General features: G+C 71.0%; 21 protein-coding genes and 1 pseudogene. 12 read left to right on the forward strand and 10 right to left on the reverse strand.

From position 1 onward, the window contains the following. Positions 1-174: 174 nt before the first annotated feature. Together NH2_RS05710 and NH2_RS05715 are read left to right on the forward strand one after the other, a co-directional pair. Entirely contained in the window at positions 175-2,238 is a 2,064-nt protein-coding gene (locus NH2_RS05710) for a PhoX family protein (RefSeq protein ID WP_067649112.1), read from the forward strand. 237 nt (positions 2,239-2,475) lie between these two features. Beyond that, positions 2,476-2,748: a hypothetical protein gene (locus tag NH2_RS05715; RefSeq protein WP_067649114.1), complete on the forward strand. Its 273-nt coding sequence runs from the start codon at positions 2,476-2,478 to the stop codon at positions 2,746-2,748. Here NH2_RS05715 and ggh read toward each other — a convergent pair. Continuing rightward, entirely contained in the window at positions 2,745-4,082 is a 1,338-nt protein-coding gene (gene ggh, locus NH2_RS05720; RefSeq protein ID WP_067649116.1) for a glucosylglycerate hydrolase, read from the reverse strand. The two genes, NH2_RS05715 and ggh, sit on opposite strands and share 4 nt — an antisense overlap. 137 nt (positions 4,083-4,219) lie before the next feature. Between ggh and NH2_RS05725 the strand changes: the two genes are divergently transcribed. Both NH2_RS05725 and cutA read left to right on the forward strand, forming a co-directional pair. Next, positions 4,220-4,903, forward strand: coding sequence for an SDR family oxidoreductase (locus tag NH2_RS05725; protein ID WP_067649119.1), 684 nt, complete (start codon positions 4,220-4,222; stop codon positions 4,901-4,903). Positions 4,904-4,913: 10 nt separating this feature from the next. Then, positions 4,914-5,255: a divalent-cation tolerance protein CutA gene (gene cutA, locus NH2_RS05730; protein ID WP_067649123.1), complete on the forward strand. Its 342-nt coding sequence runs from the start codon at positions 4,914-4,916 to the stop codon at positions 5,253-5,255. A gap of 3 nt (positions 5,256-5,258) precedes the next feature. Here cutA and leuS read toward each other — a convergent pair whose 3' ends face one another. Further along, on the reverse strand, positions 5,259-8,093 hold the full coding sequence (gene leuS, locus NH2_RS05735) for a leucine--tRNA ligase (protein WP_067649125.1): 2,835 nt from the start codon (positions 8,091-8,093) through the stop codon (positions 5,259-5,261). Between the two features lie 174 nt (positions 8,094-8,267). On the opposite strand from leuS, the gene NH2_RS05740 reads away from it, so the two are divergent. Further along, on the forward strand, positions 8,268-8,669 hold the full coding sequence (locus NH2_RS05740; protein WP_067649127.1) for an SdpI family protein: 402 nt from the start codon (positions 8,268-8,270) through the stop codon (positions 8,667-8,669). 95 nt (positions 8,670-8,764) lie between these two features. Here the strand turns inward: NH2_RS05740 and NH2_RS28575 are convergent, their stop codons facing one another. Then, the gene (locus NH2_RS28575; protein ID WP_157103610.1) at positions 8,765-8,926 is read right to left on the reverse strand and encodes a hypothetical protein; all 162 of its coding nucleotides are present in this window, start codon (positions 8,924-8,926) and stop codon (positions 8,765-8,767) included. 6 nt (positions 8,927-8,932) lie between these two features. Between NH2_RS28575 and NH2_RS05745 the strand changes: the two genes are divergently transcribed. Next, the gene (locus NH2_RS05745) at positions 8,933-9,133 is read left to right on the forward strand and encodes a hypothetical protein (protein ID WP_067649130.1); all 201 of its coding nucleotides are present in this window, start codon (positions 8,933-8,935) and stop codon (positions 9,131-9,133) included. 188 nt (positions 9,134-9,321) lie between these two features. Here NH2_RS05745 and NH2_RS05750 read toward each other — a convergent pair whose 3' ends face one another. After that, positions 9,322-9,705: a cupin domain-containing protein gene (locus NH2_RS05750; RefSeq protein WP_067649134.1), complete on the reverse strand. Its 384-nt coding sequence runs from the start codon at positions 9,703-9,705 to the stop codon at positions 9,322-9,324. Between the two features lie 77 nt (positions 9,706-9,782). Here NH2_RS05750 and NH2_RS05755 point away from each other — a divergent pair, with 77 nt between their 5' ends. From NH2_RS05755 to NH2_RS05765, 3 genes are all read left to right on the forward strand, one after another. Beyond that, positions 9,783-10,697: a TIGR04222 domain-containing membrane protein gene (locus tag NH2_RS05755; RefSeq protein WP_084505257.1), complete on the forward strand. Its 915-nt coding sequence runs from the start codon at positions 9,783-9,785 to the stop codon at positions 10,695-10,697. A gap of 72 nt (positions 10,698-10,769) precedes the next feature. Further along, on the forward strand, positions 10,770-11,624 hold the full coding sequence (locus NH2_RS05760; protein WP_084505258.1) for an MbnB/TglH/ChrH family RiPP precursor modification enzyme: 855 nt from the start codon (positions 10,770-10,772) through the stop codon (positions 11,622-11,624). Then, positions 11,621-11,953 (forward strand): SCO6045 C-terminal-like domain-containing protein, encoded by a 333-nt coding sequence (locus NH2_RS05765; protein ID WP_067649140.1) that lies wholly within the window; start codon positions 11,621-11,623, stop codon positions 11,951-11,953. Before NH2_RS05760 ends, NH2_RS05765 begins: the two co-directional genes overlap by 4 nt. Before the next feature lie 4 nt (positions 11,954-11,957). Here NH2_RS05765 and NH2_RS05770 read toward each other — a convergent pair whose 3' ends face one another. From NH2_RS05770 to NH2_RS05785, 4 genes are read right to left on the reverse strand one after another with little or no spacing between them, the layout of a single operon-like run. Further along, on the reverse strand, positions 11,958-12,977 hold the full coding sequence (locus NH2_RS05770; RefSeq protein WP_067649438.1) for a pyridoxal phosphate-dependent aminotransferase: 1,020 nt from the start codon (positions 12,975-12,977) through the stop codon (positions 11,958-11,960). Between the two features lie 8 nt (positions 12,978-12,985). Beyond that, on the reverse strand, positions 12,986-13,999 hold the full coding sequence (locus tag NH2_RS05775) for a 3-oxoacyl-ACP synthase III family protein (RefSeq protein ID WP_067649143.1): 1,014 nt from the start codon (positions 13,997-13,999) through the stop codon (positions 12,986-12,988). Beyond that, positions 13,996-14,640 carry a hypothetical protein gene (locus tag NH2_RS05780; RefSeq protein WP_067649146.1) on the reverse strand — a complete coding sequence of 215 codons (645 nt, stop codon included), beginning with the start codon at positions 14,638-14,640 and terminating at the stop codon, positions 13,996-13,998. Before NH2_RS05780 ends, NH2_RS05775 begins: the two co-directional genes overlap by 4 nt. Next, a complete protein-coding gene (locus NH2_RS05785) occupies positions 14,637-16,463 on the reverse strand; it encodes a thiamine pyrophosphate-binding protein (protein WP_067649149.1) in 1,827 nt (608 codons plus the stop codon). Before NH2_RS05785 ends, NH2_RS05780 begins: the two co-directional genes overlap by 4 nt. 186 nt (positions 16,464-16,649) lie before the next feature. Between NH2_RS05785 and NH2_RS05790 the strand changes: the two genes are divergently transcribed. The 3 genes from NH2_RS05790 to NH2_RS05800 all read left to right on the forward strand — a co-directional run bounded on the left by NH2_RS05790 (position 16,650) and on the right by NH2_RS05800 (position 18,981). Continuing rightward, a complete protein-coding gene (locus tag NH2_RS05790) occupies positions 16,650-17,165 on the forward strand; it encodes an EXLDI protein (RefSeq protein WP_067649152.1) in 516 nt (171 codons plus the stop codon). Positions 17,166-17,236: 71 nt separating this feature from the next. Continuing rightward, the gene (locus NH2_RS05795; protein WP_067649155.1) at positions 17,237-18,199 is read left to right on the forward strand and encodes an ATP-binding cassette domain-containing protein; all 963 of its coding nucleotides are present in this window, start codon (positions 17,237-17,239) and stop codon (positions 18,197-18,199) included. After that, the gene (locus tag NH2_RS05800) at positions 18,196-18,981 is read left to right on the forward strand and encodes an ABC transporter permease (protein ID WP_067649157.1); all 786 of its coding nucleotides are present in this window, start codon (positions 18,196-18,198) and stop codon (positions 18,979-18,981) included. Before NH2_RS05795 ends, NH2_RS05800 begins: the two co-directional genes overlap by 4 nt. Positions 18,982-19,127: 146 nt before the next feature. Here NH2_RS05800 and NH2_RS30440 read toward each other — a convergent pair whose 3' ends face one another. Together NH2_RS30440 and NH2_RS30445 are read right to left on the reverse strand one after the other, a co-directional pair. After that, positions 19,128-19,262: a tetratricopeptide repeat protein gene (locus NH2_RS30440; RefSeq protein WP_501193502.1), complete on the reverse strand. Its 135-nt coding sequence runs from the start codon at positions 19,260-19,262 to the stop codon at positions 19,128-19,130. 30 nt (positions 19,263-19,292) lie between these two features. After that, positions 19,293-19,382: pseudogene (locus NH2_RS30445) on the reverse strand (tetratricopeptide repeat protein); the annotation flags it as partial. Positions 19,383-19,388: the final 6 nt, after the last annotated feature.

The raw sequence follows: 19,388 nt of genomic DNA on the forward strand, positions 1-19,388 counted from the left end.
CCCCACCGATCCCGGTGTCTCCCAGAGACACCGGGATCGCCGCGTCGGCCGGATGCTCACCGGTTGCGCGGCAAACTGAGGGTTACCTAATTGGCAGGCTGTTCACCTCGCCGTCGATTCCCACTGGGGAACATCGTCTACCGTGCGGCCGACCGCCGAAATGTAGGAGCCGCAGTGAGCCCGAAACCCCTCACCCTCTTCACCACGCACGACGGCCAGTCCGCGCGCGCCCGCGTGACCTGCGAGTACAAGTGCGCCAATGCCTGCTTCCACCCGGTTCCGAACACCTCGGACGGCGCCTACTTCGGCGATATCGTCAGCGGTCTCAATCGGCGCGGGCTGCTCAAGGGCGGCGCGGCCGCGGTGCTCGCGGTCGGCGCGGCGAGTGCGCTCGCGGCCTGCGGCGACGACGGCGGCTCCACCGAGACCTCGAGGGCCGCCGCGGCCTCCGACGGCACCGGCACCTCCTTCACCGCCGTCGCCCCGAACACCGACGACGCCGTGCGGGTTCCGGAGGGGTACGAGCAGTCCGTCGTGATCCGCTGGGGCGATCCGCTCTTCGCCGACGCCCCCGCCTTCGACTTCGACCGGCAGACCGCGGCGGCCCAGGAGAAGCAGTTCGGCTACAACAACGACTTCGCGGCGCTGCTCCCGATCGAGGGCCAGGCCAACTCGTTCCTGCTGGTGGTGAACCACGAATACACCACCGGCCCGCACATGTTCCGCGGCTACGACGCCGAGAACCCGACCGACGAGCAGATCGCCATCAGCAAGGCCGCGGTCGGCCTCACGGTGGTCGAGGTCGAGGGCGAGAGCGGCTCCGGCAGGCTGACCCCCAGCTTCGGCCGATACAACCGCCGGATCACCGCGAACACCGAATTCCTGCTCACCGGCCCCGCCGCCGGCAGCGAGTTTGTCAAGACCGCCGCCGATCCCGCAGGCACCAAGGTCTTCGGCACCTTCGCCAACTGCGCGGGCGGCACCACCCCGTGGGGCACCGTGCTCTCCGGCGAGGAGAACTTCCACGGCTACTTCGCCAACGCGCAGGCCGTCACCGATGCCACCGCCGCGGCCCGGCTGAAGCGCTACGGCTTCGCCGATGGCGCGAGCACCAATGTCTGGGAGCGCACCGACAAGCGCTTCGACCTCGCGCAGGAACCCAACGAGCCGAACCGCTTCGGCTACGTGGTCGAGGTCAACCCCTGGGACGCCACCTCGGTGCCGGTCAAGCACTCCGCCATGGGCCGGCTCAAGCACGAGGGCGCCAGCATCTACGTCACCGCCGACGGCGCGGTGGTCTCCTACACCGGCGACGACGAGCGCTTCGACTACATGTACAAGTTCATCTCGGCCAAGAAGGTGCAGTCCGGCACCGGCGCCTCGGCCATGCGGCACAACATGACCATCCTGGACGAGGGCACGCTCTACGTCGCCAAGCTCACCGGCGACCACGCGGCGCAGATCGACGGCACCGGCAAACTCCCCGCGCCGCAGGGCTTCACCGGCACCGGCGAGTGGATCCCGCTGCTGGAGACCGGCCCCGACGGCAAGGGCACCTCCAGGGTCGAGGGCATGAGCGCCGCCGAGGTCGCGGTCTTCACCCGGCTGGCCGCGGACAAGGTCGGCGCCACCAAGATGGACCGCCCCGAGGATTTCGAGGCCAACCCGGTCACCGGCAAGGTCTACGTCGCGCTGACCAACAACGACAACCGGGGCAAGGAGGGCAAGACCGCCGCCGACGAGGCCAACCCGCGCAACCTGAACAAGAATGGCCAGGTCCTGGAGATCGACGACGACCACACCGGCACCCGCTTCAGCTGGTCGCTGCTGCTCGTCTGCGGCGACCCGAACGCCGCCGACACCTACTACGGCGGCTTCGACAAGACGCAGGTCAGCCCGATCTCCTGCCCCGACAACCTGGCCTTCGACCAGTACGGCAACCTCTGGATCTCCACCGACGGGAATGCGCTGAAGAGCAACGACGGCCTCTTCTCGGTGGTGCTCGACGGCGACCGGCGCGGCGAGACCAAGCAGTTCCTCACCGTCCCCAAGGACGCCGAGACCTGCGGGCCCGTTGTCACCGAGTCCCGCGTCCTGGTCTGCGTCCAGCACCCGGGCGAGTCCGACGACGCCTCGGCCGACAAGCCGGCCTCGCACTGGCCCGACGGTGGCACCAGCCAGCCGCGGCCCTCGGTCGTGGTGGCGTGGAAGGCCGGTCAGGGCCGGATCGGCGTCTGAGTGTTACCGGGGTGGCGCCCTGCCCGGCGCCACCCCGGTCGCTACACTCCGCAGACGTAGCCGGGTGGGGAGCCCGGTTGCCGACCGTACCGAGGGGGGAGCCTTGGCCGAACCGATGAGCGGCGGGTTCCACAACCACTACGACGACCCGTACGAGTGCGGCGACCACCTGCTGCGCGACTGCGGGGTGCCGGCCGCTGCTACGTCGCGTCCGGCCCGGACCGAGTCGGCTCCATCGTGGTCAGCCACCGGGAGAATGCTGATGAGTCCGAGATCGATACCCCCGGGTACCTGCGCCTGGAGGGCGTATCCGGACGAGCGTGGATCTCCGATCTGCGCCCCGCCGCGTCGCTGGGGTTGCTTCTTCTGGACAGCGAGTCCTGGGTGTCGCTCCGGGTCGACGAAACCGCCGCCCGAACCACCACCGGCCCCCTCACCCTCACCGACGACCAGGTCCGCCGAACCGCCGAATTCGGCTTCACCGTGGCCCGCACCCTGGCAAGCGGCTAACCCAGCCAGTCCAGCACCGACGCCGCGGTCCATGACTGCTGCATGCTGCCGAGCGGCGCCCCGGTGAACGGCTCGTAGTACTCCGCGAAGCTCCCGTCCCCGGCCTGCCGCAACCCCTCCGCGCGCAGCGTGAGCGAGCGCTCGGCCCACCCGCGCCGGGCGAAGACCCAGGAGAAGAGCCAGCTCATCACCGGCCAGACCGGGCCGCGCCAGTACTCGCGGGGCCGGAAGTCCTTGGCCACCGGCGAGGTAGACGGCGGGAGCGCGTAGCGCAGGTCGGGGTGGCCGCAGAAGCGCGGGCCCTCGAAGAGGCGGAGCAGGGAGCGCTCGGTGTCGCGCGGCAGCCCGCCGCAGAGCAGCGGGGCGAACATGGCCAGCGTCTCGGTATCGATCCAGCGGCCGAGCCGGACGTCGAAGTCGCGGGCGGCGCCGCTGCGCGGGTCGGTGGTGGCGAGCACGCCGGTGCGGAAGTGCTCGGCCCAGCCGTGCAGTTCGCGCACGTCGGCGTGCGGCTGCTTGTACTCCTCGCCGATATCGGCGAGCACATCGCAGGCCAGCGCGAAGATGGCGGTGACGAAGACGTCCTCGACGGCGAAGCTCATGGTGGAGGCGAGCTGGTAGTCGTCGTAGCCGGAGCGCCGCATCTGCTCGACCAGCCAGAGGTAGCGGTCGTACTCCCGGTCCGTCGGCCGCTGCGAGGGGTCGCTCACCACCAGCACGTCCTCGCGGTGGTAGGCGGGGAGGTCGCCGGGGACGACGTTGGAGTAGGCGCGGTCCCAGCGCGGCGAGTTGTCCATCCCGGATTCCCAGCCGTGGTAGAGCGTGATCCGGCCGGTGTGCTTCGGGTCGCGGGCATGCGCGAGCCAGCGGTGCCAGCGCACCAGGTCGGCCCAGCGCCGGTTCAGGAACTCGTCGGCGGCGGCCCTGGTGCTGCGGCCGTGCCTGCGCGAGTGGTCGAGGATGCGCTGCAGCGCGATGGCGTGCACCGGCGGCTGGGTGATGCCGGAGGTGTCCGGGCCGTCCGGGGCATTGGCCGCGAGCCTGCGGCACTCCCAGCGGGCCGGACCGGGGAAGTAGCCGTCGACGCCGTTGGCGAAGACGATGTGCGGGATCATCCCGTTCTTCCACTGCGCGGAGAGCAGGGTATCGAGCTCGATCACCGCTCGCTCCACGCTGAGCGGAGCGAGCCCGACCGCGACGAAGGCCGCGTCCCAGCTCCACATGTGCGGGTAGAGCCGGGGCGCCGCGCTGGTCATGGTGCCCAGGTCGTTGCCGCGCAGCAGGTAGGCGGCGCGGGCCGCGAGCTGGGTCGGCGTGAAACCGGGGTGCTGCATTTGTTCATTCTGCGGCGGTTTCGGCGGTTCCGCCTGTTCGGCGCCGGGTGGTATGGGCCACGCGCGCTCATTTCGTGCCGATCGGAAGCTTTTCAGATCGGATCGGCCGGGTCGGACGAGCCGCTACCGTGGGGCGCATGACCGCGAAACCCGTCGCCCTCGTCACCGGAGCCGCCCGCGGGCTCGGCGCCGCCATCGCCCGCGAACTCGCGCCGACCCACCGGCTGCTGCTCGGCGCCCGGAGCCTGCCCTCGCTCACCGACGTGCTCGCGGAGATCCCGGACGCCACCGGCTGGCCGGTCGAGCTCACCGACTACGCCGCCGTCGCTGCCGCGACCGCGCCCATCGAGCGGCTCGACGTGCTGGTGCACAATGCGGGCATCGCCGATATCGATACCGTCGCGGACTCCACCGTCGACCAGTGGCGCCGCACCCTCGAAGCCAACGTGATCGCGGTCGCCGAACTCACCCGGCTGCTGCTCCCCGCCCTGCGCGCGGCGAACGGCCATGTGCTGCTGATCAATTCCGGCGCCGGGCTGCGGGCGCACCCCGGCTGGGCCTCCTACGCCGCCAGCAAGTTCGCGCTCCGCGCCTTCGGCGATTCCCTGCGCCAGGAGGAGCCGCGGCTCCGGGTCACCTCCCTGCACCCCGGCCGGATCGACACCGATATGCAGCGCGAGATCATCGCGGGCGAGGGCCGGGAGTACGACCCGGCCGAATTCCTCACCCCCGCCACGGTCGCGTGCACCGTGCGCACCGCCATCGAGACCCCGCGCGACGCGCACCCCACCGAGATCGTCATCCGCCCGTACGGAAGCTGAGAGGGTTTTCATGTCCGTCGACGAAGAACTGGTCACCGTCAGCATCACCGCCGCCGACGCCGACTGGCTCGCCGGTTTCACCCGCCGCCTGCTCGCCGACCGCCTCGTGGCCTGCGGCAACCTGCACCCCGCCGTCCGCAGCCTCTACCGCTGGGAGGGCGCCATCGCCGACGAGCCCGAGGCGCTGGTCACCCTGCACACCCGCCGCGCCCACGTGCACGAGATCATCGTCCGCGCCGACGCCGAGCACCCCTACGACACCCCGCAGGTGGTCGCGGTGCCGGTGGCGGTGGTGCACCCCGGCTACCGCGACTGGGTGCTCGCCGAGACCGAGCCCGGCGTGGTCGAGTAGCGCCTACCGGACGATATTCACCAGCCTGCCGGGGACCACGATGAGCTTGCGCGGCGCCGCCCCCTCGAGCAGCGCGGCGATCTTCTCGTCGGCCAGCGCGGCGGCCTCGATGGCGGCATTGTCGGCGTCGGCGGGCACCTGAATCCGGCTGCGCACCTTGCCGTTCACCTGGATCGGGTACTCCACCGATTCCTCGACCAGCAGCGCCGGGTCGGCGGCCGGGAAGGGGCCGGCGCTCAGCGACTCGGGGTGGCCGAGCCGCTCCCAGAGCTCCTCCGCGATATGCGGGGACATGGGGGCGAGCATGAGCACCACCGGCTCCACCGCCGAGCGCGGCGCGCCGTCCGGGTACGCCTTGGTGAGGTGGTTGGTCAGCTCGATGAGCTTGGCGCCCGCGGTGTTGTCGCGCATGGCGGCGTAGTCCTCGTCGACGCCTGCGATGGTGCGGTGCAGCACCCGCAGCGTCTCCGCGCTCGGCTCGGCGTCGGTGACCCGGACCGCGCCGGACTCCTCGTCCACCACCAGCCGCCAGACCCGCTGCAGGAAGCGGTGCGCGCCGACGACGTCCTTGGTTGCCCACGGGCGCGAGGTGTCGAGCGGGCCCATGGCCATCTCGTAGAAGCGGAAGGTGTCGGCGCCGTACAGGTCGCACATCTCGTCCGGCGAGATGGCGTTCTTCAGCGACTTGCCGATCTTGCCGTACTCCTGGAACACCCGCTGTTCCTGCCAGAAGAACTGGCCGTCGCGCTCGGTCACCTCGGCGGCGGGCACGTAGGCGCCGCGCTCGTCGGTGTAGGCGTGCGCCTGGATGTAGCCCTGGTTGAACAGCCTCCGGTACGGCTCGCTGCCGGTGACGTCGCCCAGGTCGAAGAGGACCTTCTGCCAGAACCGCGCGTACAGCAGGTGCAGCACCGCGTGCTCCACGCCGCCCACGTACAGGTCGACGCCGCCCGGGTCGGCCGCGTCGCGCGGGCCGAGCCAGTACGCCTCGTTCTCCGGCGCGCAGAAGGCGTCGGTATTGGTCGGGTCGGCGTAGCGCAGCTGGTACCAGGAGCTGCCCGCCCAGTTCGGCATGACATTGGTGTCGCGCCGGTACTTGCGCACGCCGTCGCCCAGGTCGAGCTCGACCTCGACCCAGTCGGTGGCCTTGGCCAGCGGCGGCGAGGGCTCGGAGCTCGCGTCATCGGGGTCGAAGGTGACCGGCGCGAAGTCCTCGAGCTCCGGCAGCCGCACCGGCAGCATGGATTCCGGCAGCGGGTGCGGGGCGCCGTGCTCGTCGTAGACGATCGGGAAGGGCTCGCCCCAGTACCGCTGGCGGGCGAAGAGCCAGTCGCGCAGCTTGTACTGGACGGTCCCGGTGCCCGCGCCGACCGTCTCCAGCCGGGCGATCACCGTTGCCTTGGCCTCGTCGGCCGCCATGCCGTCCAGGAAGCCCGAGTTCACCAGCTTGCCATCGCCGCTGTAGGCGGCGGCGGTGACGTCGCCGCCCGCGATCACCTCGGTGATCGGCAGGTGCAGCGCGGTGGCGAAATCCCAGTCGCGCTGGTCGTGGCCGGGCACCGCCATGATGGCGCCGGTGCCGTAGCCGCTCAGCACGTAGTCGGCGACGAAGATCGGCACCGCCGCGTCGTTCACCGGGTTGATGGCGTAGGTGCCGAGGAAGACGCCGGTCTTCTCCCGGTTCTCCTGCCGCTCCAGATCCGACTTGGCCGCGATGGCGGCGCGGTAGGCGGCGACGGCCTCGCGCGGGTTCGCGGCGTTGCCGTTCGTCCAGCGCTCGTCGATGCCGGCCGGCCACTGCTCGGCGGTCAGCGCGTCGACCAGTTCGTGCTCCGGTGCCAGCACCACGTAGGTGGCGCCGAACAGGGTGTCGGGGCGGGTGGTGAAGACCTCGATGAACCCGGCCTCGGTGCCGAACTTCACCTGCGCCCCGCGGGACCGGCCGATCCAGTTGCGCTGCATGGTCTTCACGTTCTCCGGCCAGTCCAGGCCGTCCAGGTCGTCGACCAGGCGGTCGGAGTAGGCGGTGATGCGCATCATCCACTGCCACAGCCGCTTGCGGAACACCGGGAAGTTGCCGCGCTCGCTGCGGCCGTCCGCGGTGACCTCCTCGTTGGAGAGCACGGTGCCGAGGCCGGGGCACCAGTTGACCATCGAATCGGTCTGGTAGACCAGGCGATACGAGTCGATCACGGCGTTCTTCTCGGCCGCGGCCAGCTCGCCCCACGGGCGGCCGTCCGGGGTCGGGCGGGCGCCGTCGGCGAACTGCGCCGTGAGTTCCGCGATCGGCCGCGCCCGGTTCGCCTCCGGGTCGTACCAGGCGTTGTAGATGCGCAGGAAGATCCACTGCGTCCAGCGGTAGTACTCGGGGTCGGTGGTGGCGAAGGAGCGCCGCCGGTCGTGGCCGAGGCCGAGCCGGTCCAGCTGGCGCTGCATGATCGCGATATTGGACTCGGTGGTCACCCGCGGGTGGGTGCCGGTCTGCACCGCGAACTGCTCGGCAGGCAGGCCGAAGGCGTCGTAGCCGAGCGCGTGCAGCACATTGCGGCCGCGCATGCGGTGGTAGCGGGCGAAGACGTCGGTGGCGATGTAGCCGAGCGGGTGCCCGACGTGCAGCCCCGCGCCGGACGGGTACGGGAACATGTCCTGCACGAACAGCTTGTCGGCCGGGGTCGGGCCGGCGAGCGGGCCGACCGGGTTCGGCGCGTGGAAGGTGCCGCGCTCGCTCCAGGTCTGCTGCCAGCGGCGCTCGATGCGCCCCGCGAGCTCGGCGCTGTACCGATGCCGCGGGGCGTCCTTCTCGGTGCCAGCGCTCTCGGTCGCCCGCGTGTCCTCCACCGCTCAGCCTTCCTTCTTGTTCGTCCGGAACCCGGTTATCAGAGTAGAACGTGCACCCGCTCAGCTCGAAAAAGATCCCGACTGGTCTGGGGATAACGGATCTGCGCTGGTAGCGGGCGTCACACCTGACGATGCCGGCGCGGATGCGCAGGGCCCGTGAGATAACCTACCCGGGTGTTCGTCGTCGCTCTCCTCCTGTTCGCCGCGGCCGCAGTCGCCGTCGCGACCGGCCTGCTCGGGCTGACCGGACGGCTGCCGCGCAACCGCTTCGTCGGCGTGCACAGCTCCGCCGCGCTCACCGATGAGAACACCTTCCGGCTCGCCAACCGGGTCGCCGCCCCCACCTCCGTCGCCGCCGGGTTCCTGCTCTTCGCGGGCGGGTTGGTCGCGCTCGCCGCGGGCGGGCTCGTTGCGCTGGTCGTCGCCGCCGTCGTCGGGGTGGTCGCGGTGTTCACGCTCGGGGCGGGGGCCAATGCCGCTGAGCGGGTGGTCGCGCCGATGGTGCCGGAGCAGGTCGGGGGATGTGGGAGTGCGTGCGGTGCGTGCTCGCTGCGCTCCGCGTGCGAACCGGCGTAGGGGGCCGGAGAAGTTCCGTGATCAACCCGGGGGGGATGAATGGGGAGTGGCGCGCCTGCGCGCGGCAGCATGGTGCGGTTCCGGGCCTTCCGTGACTACGAGCGACGCAAGGCCGAGGCCAACAACGCCATGATGGCGCTGCTTGCCGGTGCGCCGAACTGGCCGGGTGGACGCCGGCCAGGGAGAAGTCCTGGGTCGAGCTGGCCGGACGCAATCCACGCACGCTCGCTGTCGGCGATCGGATCGAGTTCGGCCACGGTGAGATGATCGCGGCGCTCGCCGTCACGACCCGACTCGACCGGGAGGCGAACGTCGGGCTGCAGCGGGCACTGCCCCGGCGCTGCTGGGCGGGGCTGGTGGTGGACGAGGTCGTGGCCGACCACCCCAAGATCCTGCACGACGGCAAGGTCGCGCTGCGTAAGGCGAAGGTGTGGCGAGGCATCACTACCGGGCGATCGGCCTGACCGATATCGAGCTGACCACCGAGATCGCCGGTCGATGAGTTGATAAAGCGGGGCTCTACGGTTTGAGCTATCGACCTCTCGGCCGACCGGGGCGTGCATCCCGGATCTCCCGCTTCCGTGGACATCTCCGGTCGTGAACCGGCGGGGTCTGAACCCGGATCTCCGCACCAGGACGGTGCGATATCACTCTAGCAGCCGCCGCTGTCCAGCGGCTCGATGTGCTGCGAGAGCGGGGCGCCCGGCGGGTTGCGATAGAGCACCCAGATGGTGACCGGCCCGGGGCCGGAGTTGCGGGCCACGTGCGGGTGGCGCGGACCACTGGGCTCGCGGAAGACGCGGAAGCGGGGGTAGCGGATGGGGGTGAGCCGCGCGTCGGGGTGGTCGAGGGTGCCGCGGGTGACGAGGACGAGCAGGGTGCCGTCGTGGTAGTGCCAGCCGCTGCTACCGCCGGGATCGATGACCGTCTGGCGGAGGACGTACTCGCGATGGCCGAGGGTGCGGCGGAACCATTCGCGGCTGGCGGTGCCGTGCGCGGGCGGCGGGTTGGGGCGCAGCCGGGGGAAATTCGCCATGGGTTCATGGAACCATCTGGCGCGCGGCCGGGCCGACCTCGATAATCAGGCGAAACGCGGCGAATCGTGAGGTGGAGATGAGCGTGCTCGACACGGCGGCGGACACCTGGGGGATCTCCGGGCCGGACTTTCTCGCGCTGTACATCCCGGTCGCGGTGGCTGCGGTGCTCGCCGCGTTCTGGCTGCGCCGCGGGGTGATGCGGCGGGACGAGGTGAAGCCGCGGCTGGAGCAGCCGGGCTCCGAGCTCAGCGCTCCGGAGCTCGGGTTGCTGATCGACGACAACCGGCCGGTGCTCGCGGCGCTCGCGCTGCTGCGCGCGGAGAACCTGATCGGGTCGGACGGCACGCCCGCGCGGGCCATCACGGCGGCCGATCGGAGCCGGTTGGATCCGTTCACCGGCGCGGTCTACGACCGGATCGCGGCTGGTACGCCGGTCAAGGTCGCGGTGCTCGCCATGGCGGTGGCGCCGGATCTGAAGCTGCTGCGGGCCGGGCTGGCCGAGCGCGGTTACCTGCCGCACCCGGCGTTCCGGCGGGAGCTGCGGGACGCGGGGATGCCGGTGCTGATCGTGTGGCTGCTGGGGGCGGTGCGGTTGATCGCCGGGATCGCGAACGGGAACGGGGTCGGGTTCCTGGTGGTCCTGCTGATCGCGCTCGGGTTCGCCGGGTTCCTGGTGACGCGGGTGCCCCGGCTGACCGCGCTCGGGCGTACCGCCACCACGCAGGCCGTGATCGCCAATGGGTACCTGCGGCCGCAGAACTCGCCCTCCTACGAGACGTACGGGCTGCACACCGCCGCGCTCGGTGCCGCGCTCTTCGGTGGGGCGGCGCTGCTCACCTTCGATGCCGGGCTGGCGAGCGCGGCGGAGCCGCCATCATCCTCGGGCTGGGACAGCGGGGGGAGCAGCGGGGACAGTGGCAGTAGCTGCAGCAGCGGGAGTAGCTGCGGTGGCGGGGGAGGTTGCGGCGGAGGCGGCGGTTGCGGTGGATAGTTCGCCGCGGGCCGGAAGCCGGGCGAATTGTCGGTCGCGCGTGCGGTGGGTTTGCCGGTCCGGGGCGGGGCGGTGAATTCACCGCTGCCGGGGCGGGCACTCGGGATCGGGTGGCGGCCGGAGATCTGCGGGGTCGTCGCCGGGCTGCCGGGGCTCGGGTTCTGCGAGGTGATCGCGGAGACGGTGGCGCACGGGGTGCCGGACGAGCTCGCCGCGCTGCGTGACCGCGGTGTCCCGGTGGTGCCGCACGGGGTCTCGCTCTCGCTCGGCGGTGCGGAGCCGGTCAGTCCGGAGCGGGTGGCGCACCTGGCGCACAGTGCGCGGGCGCTGAATGCGCCGCTGGCCAGCGAACACGTGGCGTTCGTCCGCGCGGGCGGGCTCGAGGCGGGCCACCTGCTGCCGGTGCCACGGACGCGGGCGGCACTCGACGCACTCGCGGCGAATATCGCGCGCACCACCGCCGAGCTGCCGGTTCCGCTGGCAATGGAGAACATCACCAGCCACTTCGACTGGCCGGAGGACGAACTCGCCGAGTCGGAGTTCCTCACCGAACTCGTCGAGCGCACCGGTGTCCACCTGCTGCTCGATATCGCCAATGTGTACGCCAATGCCCGCAGTCGCGGCCGCGACCCGGGTACCGAGCTGCGCCGGTTGCCCGCCGAGCGGATCGCCTACTGCCACATCGCCGGTGGGTACGAGGTGGATGGGCGCTACCACGACACGCACACCGCCGCCGTCGCGGAGGCGGTACTCGAGCTGGTCGGCGAGTTCGCCGCCGACCGCGACGTTCCGCTCATGCTGGAACGGGACGGCAACTACCCGCCCGCGGCGGAGTTGCTCGCCGAGTTGGACGCCATCGCCGATGTCACCCGGCGGGAGCGGATCACCGGCGGTTCGGAGGTGGGGGTAGGCGGTGCGGCGGCGTGACTCCGGATGCCGCGGCCCCGGACGGCGCGCACCCCACCGACCTCGCCACCCGCCAGGCCGACCTGATCCGCGCCCTGGTCGCCAACGGCCCCACCCCACCGGGCTTCACCCCGGACGACCTCACCCCCACCGCCACCGCCCTGCTCCGCAAACGCGCGGGCCTGGTAGCCAAGCGCTACCCCCTGCTCGCCCAGCAGGCAGGCCCCGACTTCCCGGACAAATTCATCACCTGGGCCAAGGGCCGCCCCTCCACCTCGGTGGCCGACGACGCCGCGGCCTTCGCCGCAGCCAACGGCCTCCACCAGAAGCGCGGCTGGTTCCGCCGCTGAACCCTCAGTGCGGAATCCGCATGGCGCGCAACACCGCCCGCCCCGCCTCCGGGTCTCCGACCGCGATCCGCGCGCTCCCATCCGGATAACACCGCGCCTTGACCCCCCGCCGCCGCAGCGCATTCGCCGCTCCCGGCCCCGGCAGATACAGGAAATTGGCGTGACTCTCCGGCACCTCGACTCCCATCGAGTACAGCGAAGCCCGCAGCAGATCCCGCTCCTCGGTGATCCGCCGGACCCGCACCCGCAGCTCGTCGGCAGCGGCGTACGAGGCGGCGACGGCGGCCCCGGCGGTGGCGCCGATCCCGAACGGAAGCTGCTGCGTGCGCACCCGCCGTGCCAGCTCGATATCGCCGACGGCGTACCCGATCCGCAGCCCGGCCAGCCCGTACGCCTTGGAAAAGGTCCGCAGCACGAGCAGATTCCGGTACTTCGCGATGAGGTGGTGCAGATCGGGCCGATCCGCCCGATCCAGGAACTCGATATACGCCTCGTCCAGCAGCACCGTCACCCGCCCCGGCACCCGAGCAAGCAGCGCATCCAGCTCGGCCAGCGGAAGCACCGTCCCGGTGGGGTTGTGCGGGCGGCACACCACAAGCAACCGCGTGTGCCGGTCGATCGCCCGCCGCAGGGCGCGAACATCCTGCCCACCGCGGGAATCCAGCGGCACCGGCACTGCCCGCACCCCGGCCATCTCGGCCATGATCGGATACCCGTCGAAGGTGGGCGCGGCGAACACCATGCTCCGCCCCGGCTCCACCACGGTGCGGATCACCTGCATGGCGACACCGGTCGCCCCCGCCCCGACCACCACCTGGTCGGGATGCACCCGCAGTTCCCTGGCAATGAGCGCGGGCAACTTCTCCGGCAGGAACTCCGGGTACCGATTGGCCCCGGCCAGCTCCCGGTGCACCGCTTCCAGTACCGAGGGCAGCGGCGGGAACGGGTTCTCGCTCAGGCTCAGGTCGAAGCGGCGGACCCCGCTCGAGGTGCCGTCGCGCGGCGTGGTGTCGCTGGGGTACACCCGGACGCTCACCGCGCCGCACCCCAGCGCACGGCGGCGGCGGCCGCGAAATCGCCCGCGTGCGCGAAGGCGGAGAGCAGCACCGTCGACCCGTTGCGCAGCCGGCCCGCCCGGTTCTCCTGGTCCAGCGTCACCGGGATGCCCGCCGCGAAGAGGTTGCCGCAGCGGTCGAAGGTGTCCGGGTGCCGCTCGGCCGGGAGTTCCAGCGCGTCGTGCCAGTTGCGCAGGAAGAGCCGGTTCGGCTGGTTGGTGACGAGGGTGTCGACCTCGCTGCTCTTGGTGCCGATCCGATCGCAGACCGCGAACGCCACCTCCGGCACCAGCCGATTGCCGCGGGCGAGCACCGCGGCCACCTTGGACTCGGAGAAGCGCACGCAGGCCTGCCCGTCGCCGGGCTCCCAGTAGCGGCGCTCGCTGCCGGTGGAGAAGGCCATGTCGCCCGCGTACTCCGGGTAGGTGCGGCACTCGGTCTCCAGGATCGGCGCGCTGTCGTCCAGGACGAGCAGCCCGACCCCGCAGCCGTCGCCCGGCACCGGCGCCTGCGGCATGCCGCGGATCTCGGACTGGGTGAAGACCGGCCCCGCGCAGTTCTGCGCCGCCGCGATCAGCGCGGTGCGGCCGCCGCAGGCCCGCAGCAGGTTCGCGGCCAGCGCCATCATGTGGATGAAGGCCGCGCACCCGCCGTTGTGCACGTCGAGCACGTGCTCCGGGCGCGCACCCAGCCTGCGGGCGACCTCGGGGCCCGCGCCGAGCACCGGGTTGTCCGGTAGCTGGGTGTGCGTGAGCAGCACGTCGACATTGCTGATCAGATCGCGTCCGTGCCGCTCGATCAACGGCGCGGTGGCGCGCTCGATCATGTCCACCGCCGTCTCGCCGGGCGCGATGTGGTGCCGGGCGGCGGGCGCTCGGAACATGACGTTGCGCGCCTGCCGCTCGGAGCGCGAGTACCGCGTGAAGTACTCGGTGCCGACCGGGTCGCCGGGCAGGTAGGAGGCGACGTCGACCAGGCTGACCGTGCTCATCGCATCCACTCCGGGGTCAGCGGCAGGCCATTGGCCGCCCGGTATTCGCAGATGGCCTTGAGGTTGTCCAGCTCCAGCTGGTGGCCGGGGCCGAAGAGCGGCCAGAAGTCGCCGACCCAGGACTCCCTGCCCTCCGGAGCCTTCTCCGGGAACGGGTTCTTCTCGTAGAACGGGTGGTGGCAGTTGGTCCAGAGCACCACCGAGCCGGGCCGGTCGAACACCACCTGCGCGTCGACCACCCGCATGAGGTAGATCATCCACAGGTGTTCGCCCTGGTCCCAGGCGCAGTGGTAGTCGACGGTCATGGAGTCCGGGTAGGCGACGGTGCGGGTGTAGATGGGAGTGTCCTCGCCGAGCCGGTCGTACGCCTCCCACAGCCCCGGCTCGTCGGTCTCGGCGAACCCGCGCAGGCTGTAGGTCCACTCGGACAGCGACTGGGTGTGCGCGAGGTACTCGTACACCTCGCGCGGGGGCGCGTCGATCACGATCTGCACCGGGCAGTACTCGCCGAACACCTCCTCGTGCGGGTACACCGAGCGCAGCCGCTCGAGGATGACGGGGAGCGTCGCGTCGCGGTCGGAGTTCTCGATGCGCAGGACGCCGGGGACGACGGGGACGGGGATATCGCTGAGAGCGGTCACGGGGTACTCCTGGAGGGGTTGGCGGAGAGAAAGGGCAGGAATGGGGGGATCTCGTCGGGGTCGCAGGTCACGGCGACGAACGAGGGGCCTTCGGTGTCGAATGCCGCGGGGAGCGCGGTGGGCAGGTCGGCGTCGGTGCGGACCGACCACGCGGGCAGGCCGGGGAACATCGCGGCCATGCCGTCACCGAGCTCCGCGGGGCGGAATCGGTTGAAGCTGTACCGGTCGCCGTAGTAGATCTGCTCTCGGGTGAGGCACATGGCGTGCGCGCTGTTGTCGAGGACGATCACGGTGAGGGGGAGCTCGAGCTGCACGGCGGTGTGGAACTCCATGCCGTGCATGTAGAAAGCGCCGTCGCCGGCGATCACGACGGTGCGTCTGCCGCGGGCGAGGCAGGCGCCGATGGCGGCGCCGAAGGCGTAGCCCATGCCGCCCATGCCCAAGGCCACGACGAAGCGGCCGTCCCGCGGGACTCGCAGGTGGTGGACGACGGAGGCGCCGGTATTGCCCGCGTCGGCGAAGACGTCGCTGCCCGGGGGGAGGGCGGCGGTGACGGCGTCGACGACGGCGCGGTAGCGGAGGCCGGGGCCGGTGGATTCCGGGACCGGGAGGCGGGTCGGGGTGCCGTCACTCCCCGAGGCGGACTCGTGAGCCGGCCCGCACGGGTCGCGGTGGCTGTTCGCAGCCGGTTGGCCTGGTCCTCGGCCTGCCGTGATCCGTGGCGACGCGTTCGTGGGCGGGCGGCTCGGTACCCGGTCCACCCCCCGCTCGATCGGCGGCGTTCCGTTCCTGGCCAACGGCGCGCGGATGGCCGCGGCGCACAACTCCGGCTCCAGCGCGTCGGCGAGGGTACCGAGCGTGTACCGCAGATCCGAGCTGTGCGCGTGCAGGGCACGCGGGTGCGGCTCGCTGTGCCCGATCGACAGCACCGGAACGCCGTCCAGCTCGAGCCCGGTCCGCGCCGGCCCGGGCAAGGTGGTGCCGACCAGCAGACACACACTCGCCCCCAGCAGCGCGTCCGGCAACTCCGGATGCCCCATGGTCCCCGCGACCCCGCGAAAACCCGGCGCACCCTGGTCGTAGACATCCTTGGCGTCCGGCGCGACCCCGACCGCCGCACCGAGCAACCCGGTCAGCCGGGCCAGCTCCGCCCTGGCATCGTCCATCCCGACCTGCGCGCCTGCCAGCACCAGCACCCCACCGGCCACCCGCGCGGCGGCGAGCAGCGACCGCACCTCGGCCAGCCGAGCCGTATCGTGCCGAGGCACAGCGGCAGGCGGCGTCCACGCCGGAAGCTCGATCACCTCCTGCTGAATATCTTTGGGCAGCAACAGCGCCGCAGGCAGCCCACGCCGCAGCGCGAGCGCGGCGCCGTCCAGGTGCCCCGGCAATTCGGCCCCGCCCCGCACCCGCGCGCAGTACCCGGTGATCGTGGCGAAGAGGGCCTCCGCGTCGATGGTCCCGGCCAGCCCGCTGGTGTCCTGGAAGGCGCCGTTCCCCTCCCCGGCCCGCGGCGGCTGCCCGATGAGCGCCAGCACCGGAACCCGCGAGGTGAACGATTCCGCAAGCCCGGGAACGAGATTCATCGCCCCACCCCCGGATGTCGCCGCGACCACACCGATCCCGGCGGAGGCCCGCGCGAACCCGTCCGCCATGGTGGCAGCGGAGAACTCGTGCTTGGCCACCACCGCCCGCACCGCGTCGCCGGCGGCGAAGACGGCATCGTAGATGTCCTCGATATTGGCGCCGTCCACGCCGAAGAGCTGGCGCGCTCCGAGCGCGGCGACGGCGCGGACCAGATGATCGGCCACTCGATCGGGCACGGGTTCCACCTCCTCCGGGGGCCGAAGTGCAAGCCCACCTAGGTCATCGCGGACCATCCGCGCGGCGTTCACAGCCGCGCCCGATCGATCCTCGGAGAAGACACGGGGTGGCCCCCGCGACCGGTTCACGGGTCGCCGGAAATCCGGGGTTGCGTTCTACATATACATCTACGTATAGTCATTTGCATGCCCAACAAGACGATCTACGTGGCGGACACCGACCTTCCGCTCTTCCAGCGGGCGCAGGAACTGGTCGGCGGCAACCTCTCCGGTGCCGTCACCACGGCGCTGCGCCGCTTCATCGAGCTGGAGGAGGGGCGGCTGGAGGGCTTCGAGGAGATCGTGCTCCGGGTCGGGCACAACGGCGCGCGGCAGGTCCGGTTCTCCGGCGTGCTGCTCGGCGAGGTGAGCGACATGGACGACGAGCGGGCGCTGCACGTGCGGGTATACCGCAGCCGCAAGGGCAAATTCGTCGCGCACACCCGCTACAGCGACTGGAACGAGTACCCCACCGAGACCGGCTCGCTGCGCGACTGGAAGAGCTGGCGCCGCATGCTCGGCATCGGCGAAATGGACTGGGGCGATTTCCGCATGGAGATCGTCGACGACTACCCCGAACTGAAGGGCAAGATCCCGGACAAGCTCTACGAGCGCATCGCGGATATCGCCGGTCACCCCCAGGTGGAGGACCTCGACATCTGACCCCGTAACACACCGAATCTCCGCCCCCGGGGGGCGGTGTGGCTAAACCATGCATACATTCGTATCTATTGATGAAAGGAACCGCCATGTCATCGGCGATTACCGTGCGCGGCCTGCGCAAGTCCTACGGCGAGCAGACCGTGCTCGACGGCATCGACCTCTCCGTACCGGAGGGCACCATCTTCTCCCTGCTCGGCCCGAACGGCGCAGGCAAGACCACCACGGTGCAGATCCTCAGCACCCTGATCGACGCCGATGACGGCACCGTCCAGGTGGCCGGGCACGATGTCGCCACCGAGCGCACCGCCGTGCGCGGCGCCATCGGCGTCACCGGGCAGTTCTCGGCCGTCGACGAGCTGCTCACCGGCCGGGAGAACCTGCTGCTCATGGCCGATCTGCACCACCTGCCCCGGGCCGAGGGGCGGCGGCTCGCGGACGAACTGCTTGCCCGATTCGACCTGGTCGAGGCAGCCGGCCGCACCGCGGCCACCTACTCCGGCGGCATGACCCGCCGCCTCGACCTGGCCATGACCCTGGTCGGCGCCCCGCGCATCATCTTCCTGGACGAGCCGACCACCGGCCTCGACCCGCGCAGCCGCCGCTCCATGTGGCAGATCATCCGCTCCCTGGTCGACGACGACGGCGTCACCGTCTTCCTGACCACGCAGTACCTGGAGGAGGCGGACGAGCTCGCCGACCGGATCGCCGTGCTCGACCACGGCCGGATCGTCGCCGAGGGCACCGCCGCCGAGCTCAAGCGGCTGGTGCCGGGCGGCCACATCCGCCTCCGCTTCGCCGACGCCATTGCGCTGGACCGGGCCGTCGCCGTCCTCGACTCCGCGCAGATCGTCGGCGAGGAATTCACCCTCGCGGTCCCGAGCGACGGCGGCGTCGCCGCCCTGCGCGCCATCCTCGACCGCCTCGACCTGCACGACCTCGAACCCTCCGGCCTCGCCGTACACACCCCCAACCTGGACGACGTGTTCCTCACCCTCACCGGACACGCCACCGATTCGAAGGAGACCGTCCGATGACCGCCACGCTTTCCGCTCCGCGGCCCGCGCCCATCGCCGACACGCTCACCATGCTGCGCCGGAACCTGCTGCACGCCAGGCGGTATCCGAGCATGGTCTTCGGCGTCATCGTGATGCCGGTGATCCTCATGCTGGTCTTCAACTACGTCTTCGGCGGCGCGCTCCAGCTCTCCTCCGGCGGCAAGTACATCGACTACCTCGCGCCAGGCATGCTGCTCATGATCCCCGCGTACATGACCGTCTCGGTCTGCGTCGCGGTCTGCACCGACACCACGAAGGGGATCGTGAACCGGTTCCGCACAATGGCCATCGCGCAGCCCGCCGTGCTCGCCGGGCACGTGCTCGGCACCCTGATCCAGTCGTTCCTCGGGCTGACCGGCATGGCGCTGGTCGCGCTGCTCATCGGCTGGCGGCCGGACGCGGGTGTGCTGGAGTGGCTGGCCGCCGCCGGGCTGCTCGGGCTGCTGGTCTTCTCGCTGACCTGGCTCGCGGTCGCCTGCGGGCTGCTGGCGGCCAACCCGGAGAGTGCGAGCAACATGCTCTTCCCGGTGGTCCTGCTTCCCTTCCTCGGCAGCGGGCTGGTGGCCACGGACACCATGCCGGTCGTGATGCGGCAATTCGCGGAGTACCAGCCCTTCACGCCGATCACCGAGACGGTGCGGGGGCTGCTCATGGGCACCGAGATCGGCAACTCCTGGATCATCGCGCTCGCCTGGTGCGCCGGGATCGGGATCGCCGGTTTCCTCTGGTCCCGCTCGATCTTCGCCCGCCGCGGGCGATAGTTTCCCGGTCTACGTCCAGCCAGCGGGACTCTCCGCTGGCTGGACGTTGTCGCGTCGCCAGATGGCTGGACTGCCTGGTACCGGCGCTCAGTCGTACCCACGCCGAGTGAACTCCGGCTGCATCTCTGGAAGCTGCCCCCGACCTTCTACTGCTCCCGCTCTAGCCCTCCCTCTTGGCCGGCGAGGGCGAGGTTGTGGCGGGTGTTGAGGGTGTGGGGGTGGTTGTCGCCGAGGACTCGCTGGTAGTCAATGAGTACCTGCTGGTACAGCTCGATCGCCAAGCTGATTTGGCCTGCCCCTTGACGGGCGAGGGCGAGGTTATGGCGGGTGTTCAAGGTGTGAGGGTGGTCGTCGCCGAGGACTCGTCTCTGGTCGGTGAGTACCTGCTCGTACAGCTTGATCGCCGG

The organism is Nocardia harenae NBRC 108248 (assembly GCF_001612885.1).
GTDB classification, from domain to species: Bacteria; Actinomycetota; Actinomycetes; order Mycobacteriales; family Mycobacteriaceae; genus Nocardia; species Nocardia harenae.

What these genes read in the sequence shown, in the direction of transcription:
- NH2_RS05800 (WP_067649157.1), top strand. Translation starts at nt 18,196, where the DNA reads ATGACCGCCACGCTTTCCGCTCCGCGGCCCGCGCCCATCGCCGACACG.
- NH2_RS05755 (WP_084505257.1), top strand. Translation starts at nt 9,783, where the DNA reads ATGAGCGTGCTCGACACGGCGGCGGACACCTGGGGGATCTCCGGGCCG.
- NH2_RS05750 (WP_067649134.1), bottom strand. Translation starts at nt 9,705, where the DNA reads ATGGCGAATTTCCCCCGGCTGCGCCCCAACCCGCCGCCCGCGCACGGC.
- NH2_RS05725 (WP_067649119.1), top strand. Translation starts at nt 4,220, where the DNA reads ATGACCGCGAAACCCGTCGCCCTCGTCACCGGAGCCGCCCGCGGGCTC.
- NH2_RS05790 (WP_067649152.1), top strand. Translation starts at nt 16,650, where the DNA reads ATGCCCAACAAGACGATCTACGTGGCGGACACCGACCTTCCGCTCTTC.
- cutA (WP_067649123.1), top strand. Translation starts at nt 4,914, where the DNA reads ATGTCCGTCGACGAAGAACTGGTCACCGTCAGCATCACCGCCGCCGAC.
- NH2_RS05795 (WP_067649155.1), top strand. Translation starts at nt 17,237, where the DNA reads ATGAAAGGAACCGCCATGTCATCGGCGATTACCGTGCGCGGCCTGCGC.
- NH2_RS05775 (WP_067649143.1), bottom strand. Translation starts at nt 13,999, where the DNA reads ATGAGCACGGTCAGCCTGGTCGACGTCGCCTCCTACCTGCCCGGCGAC.
- ggh (WP_067649116.1), bottom strand. Translation starts at nt 4,082, where the DNA reads ATGCAGCACCCCGGTTTCACGCCGACCCAGCTCGCGGCCCGCGCCGCC.
- NH2_RS05745 (WP_067649130.1), top strand. Translation starts at nt 8,933, where the DNA reads ATGATCGCGGCGCTCGCCGTCACGACCCGACTCGACCGGGAGGCGAAC.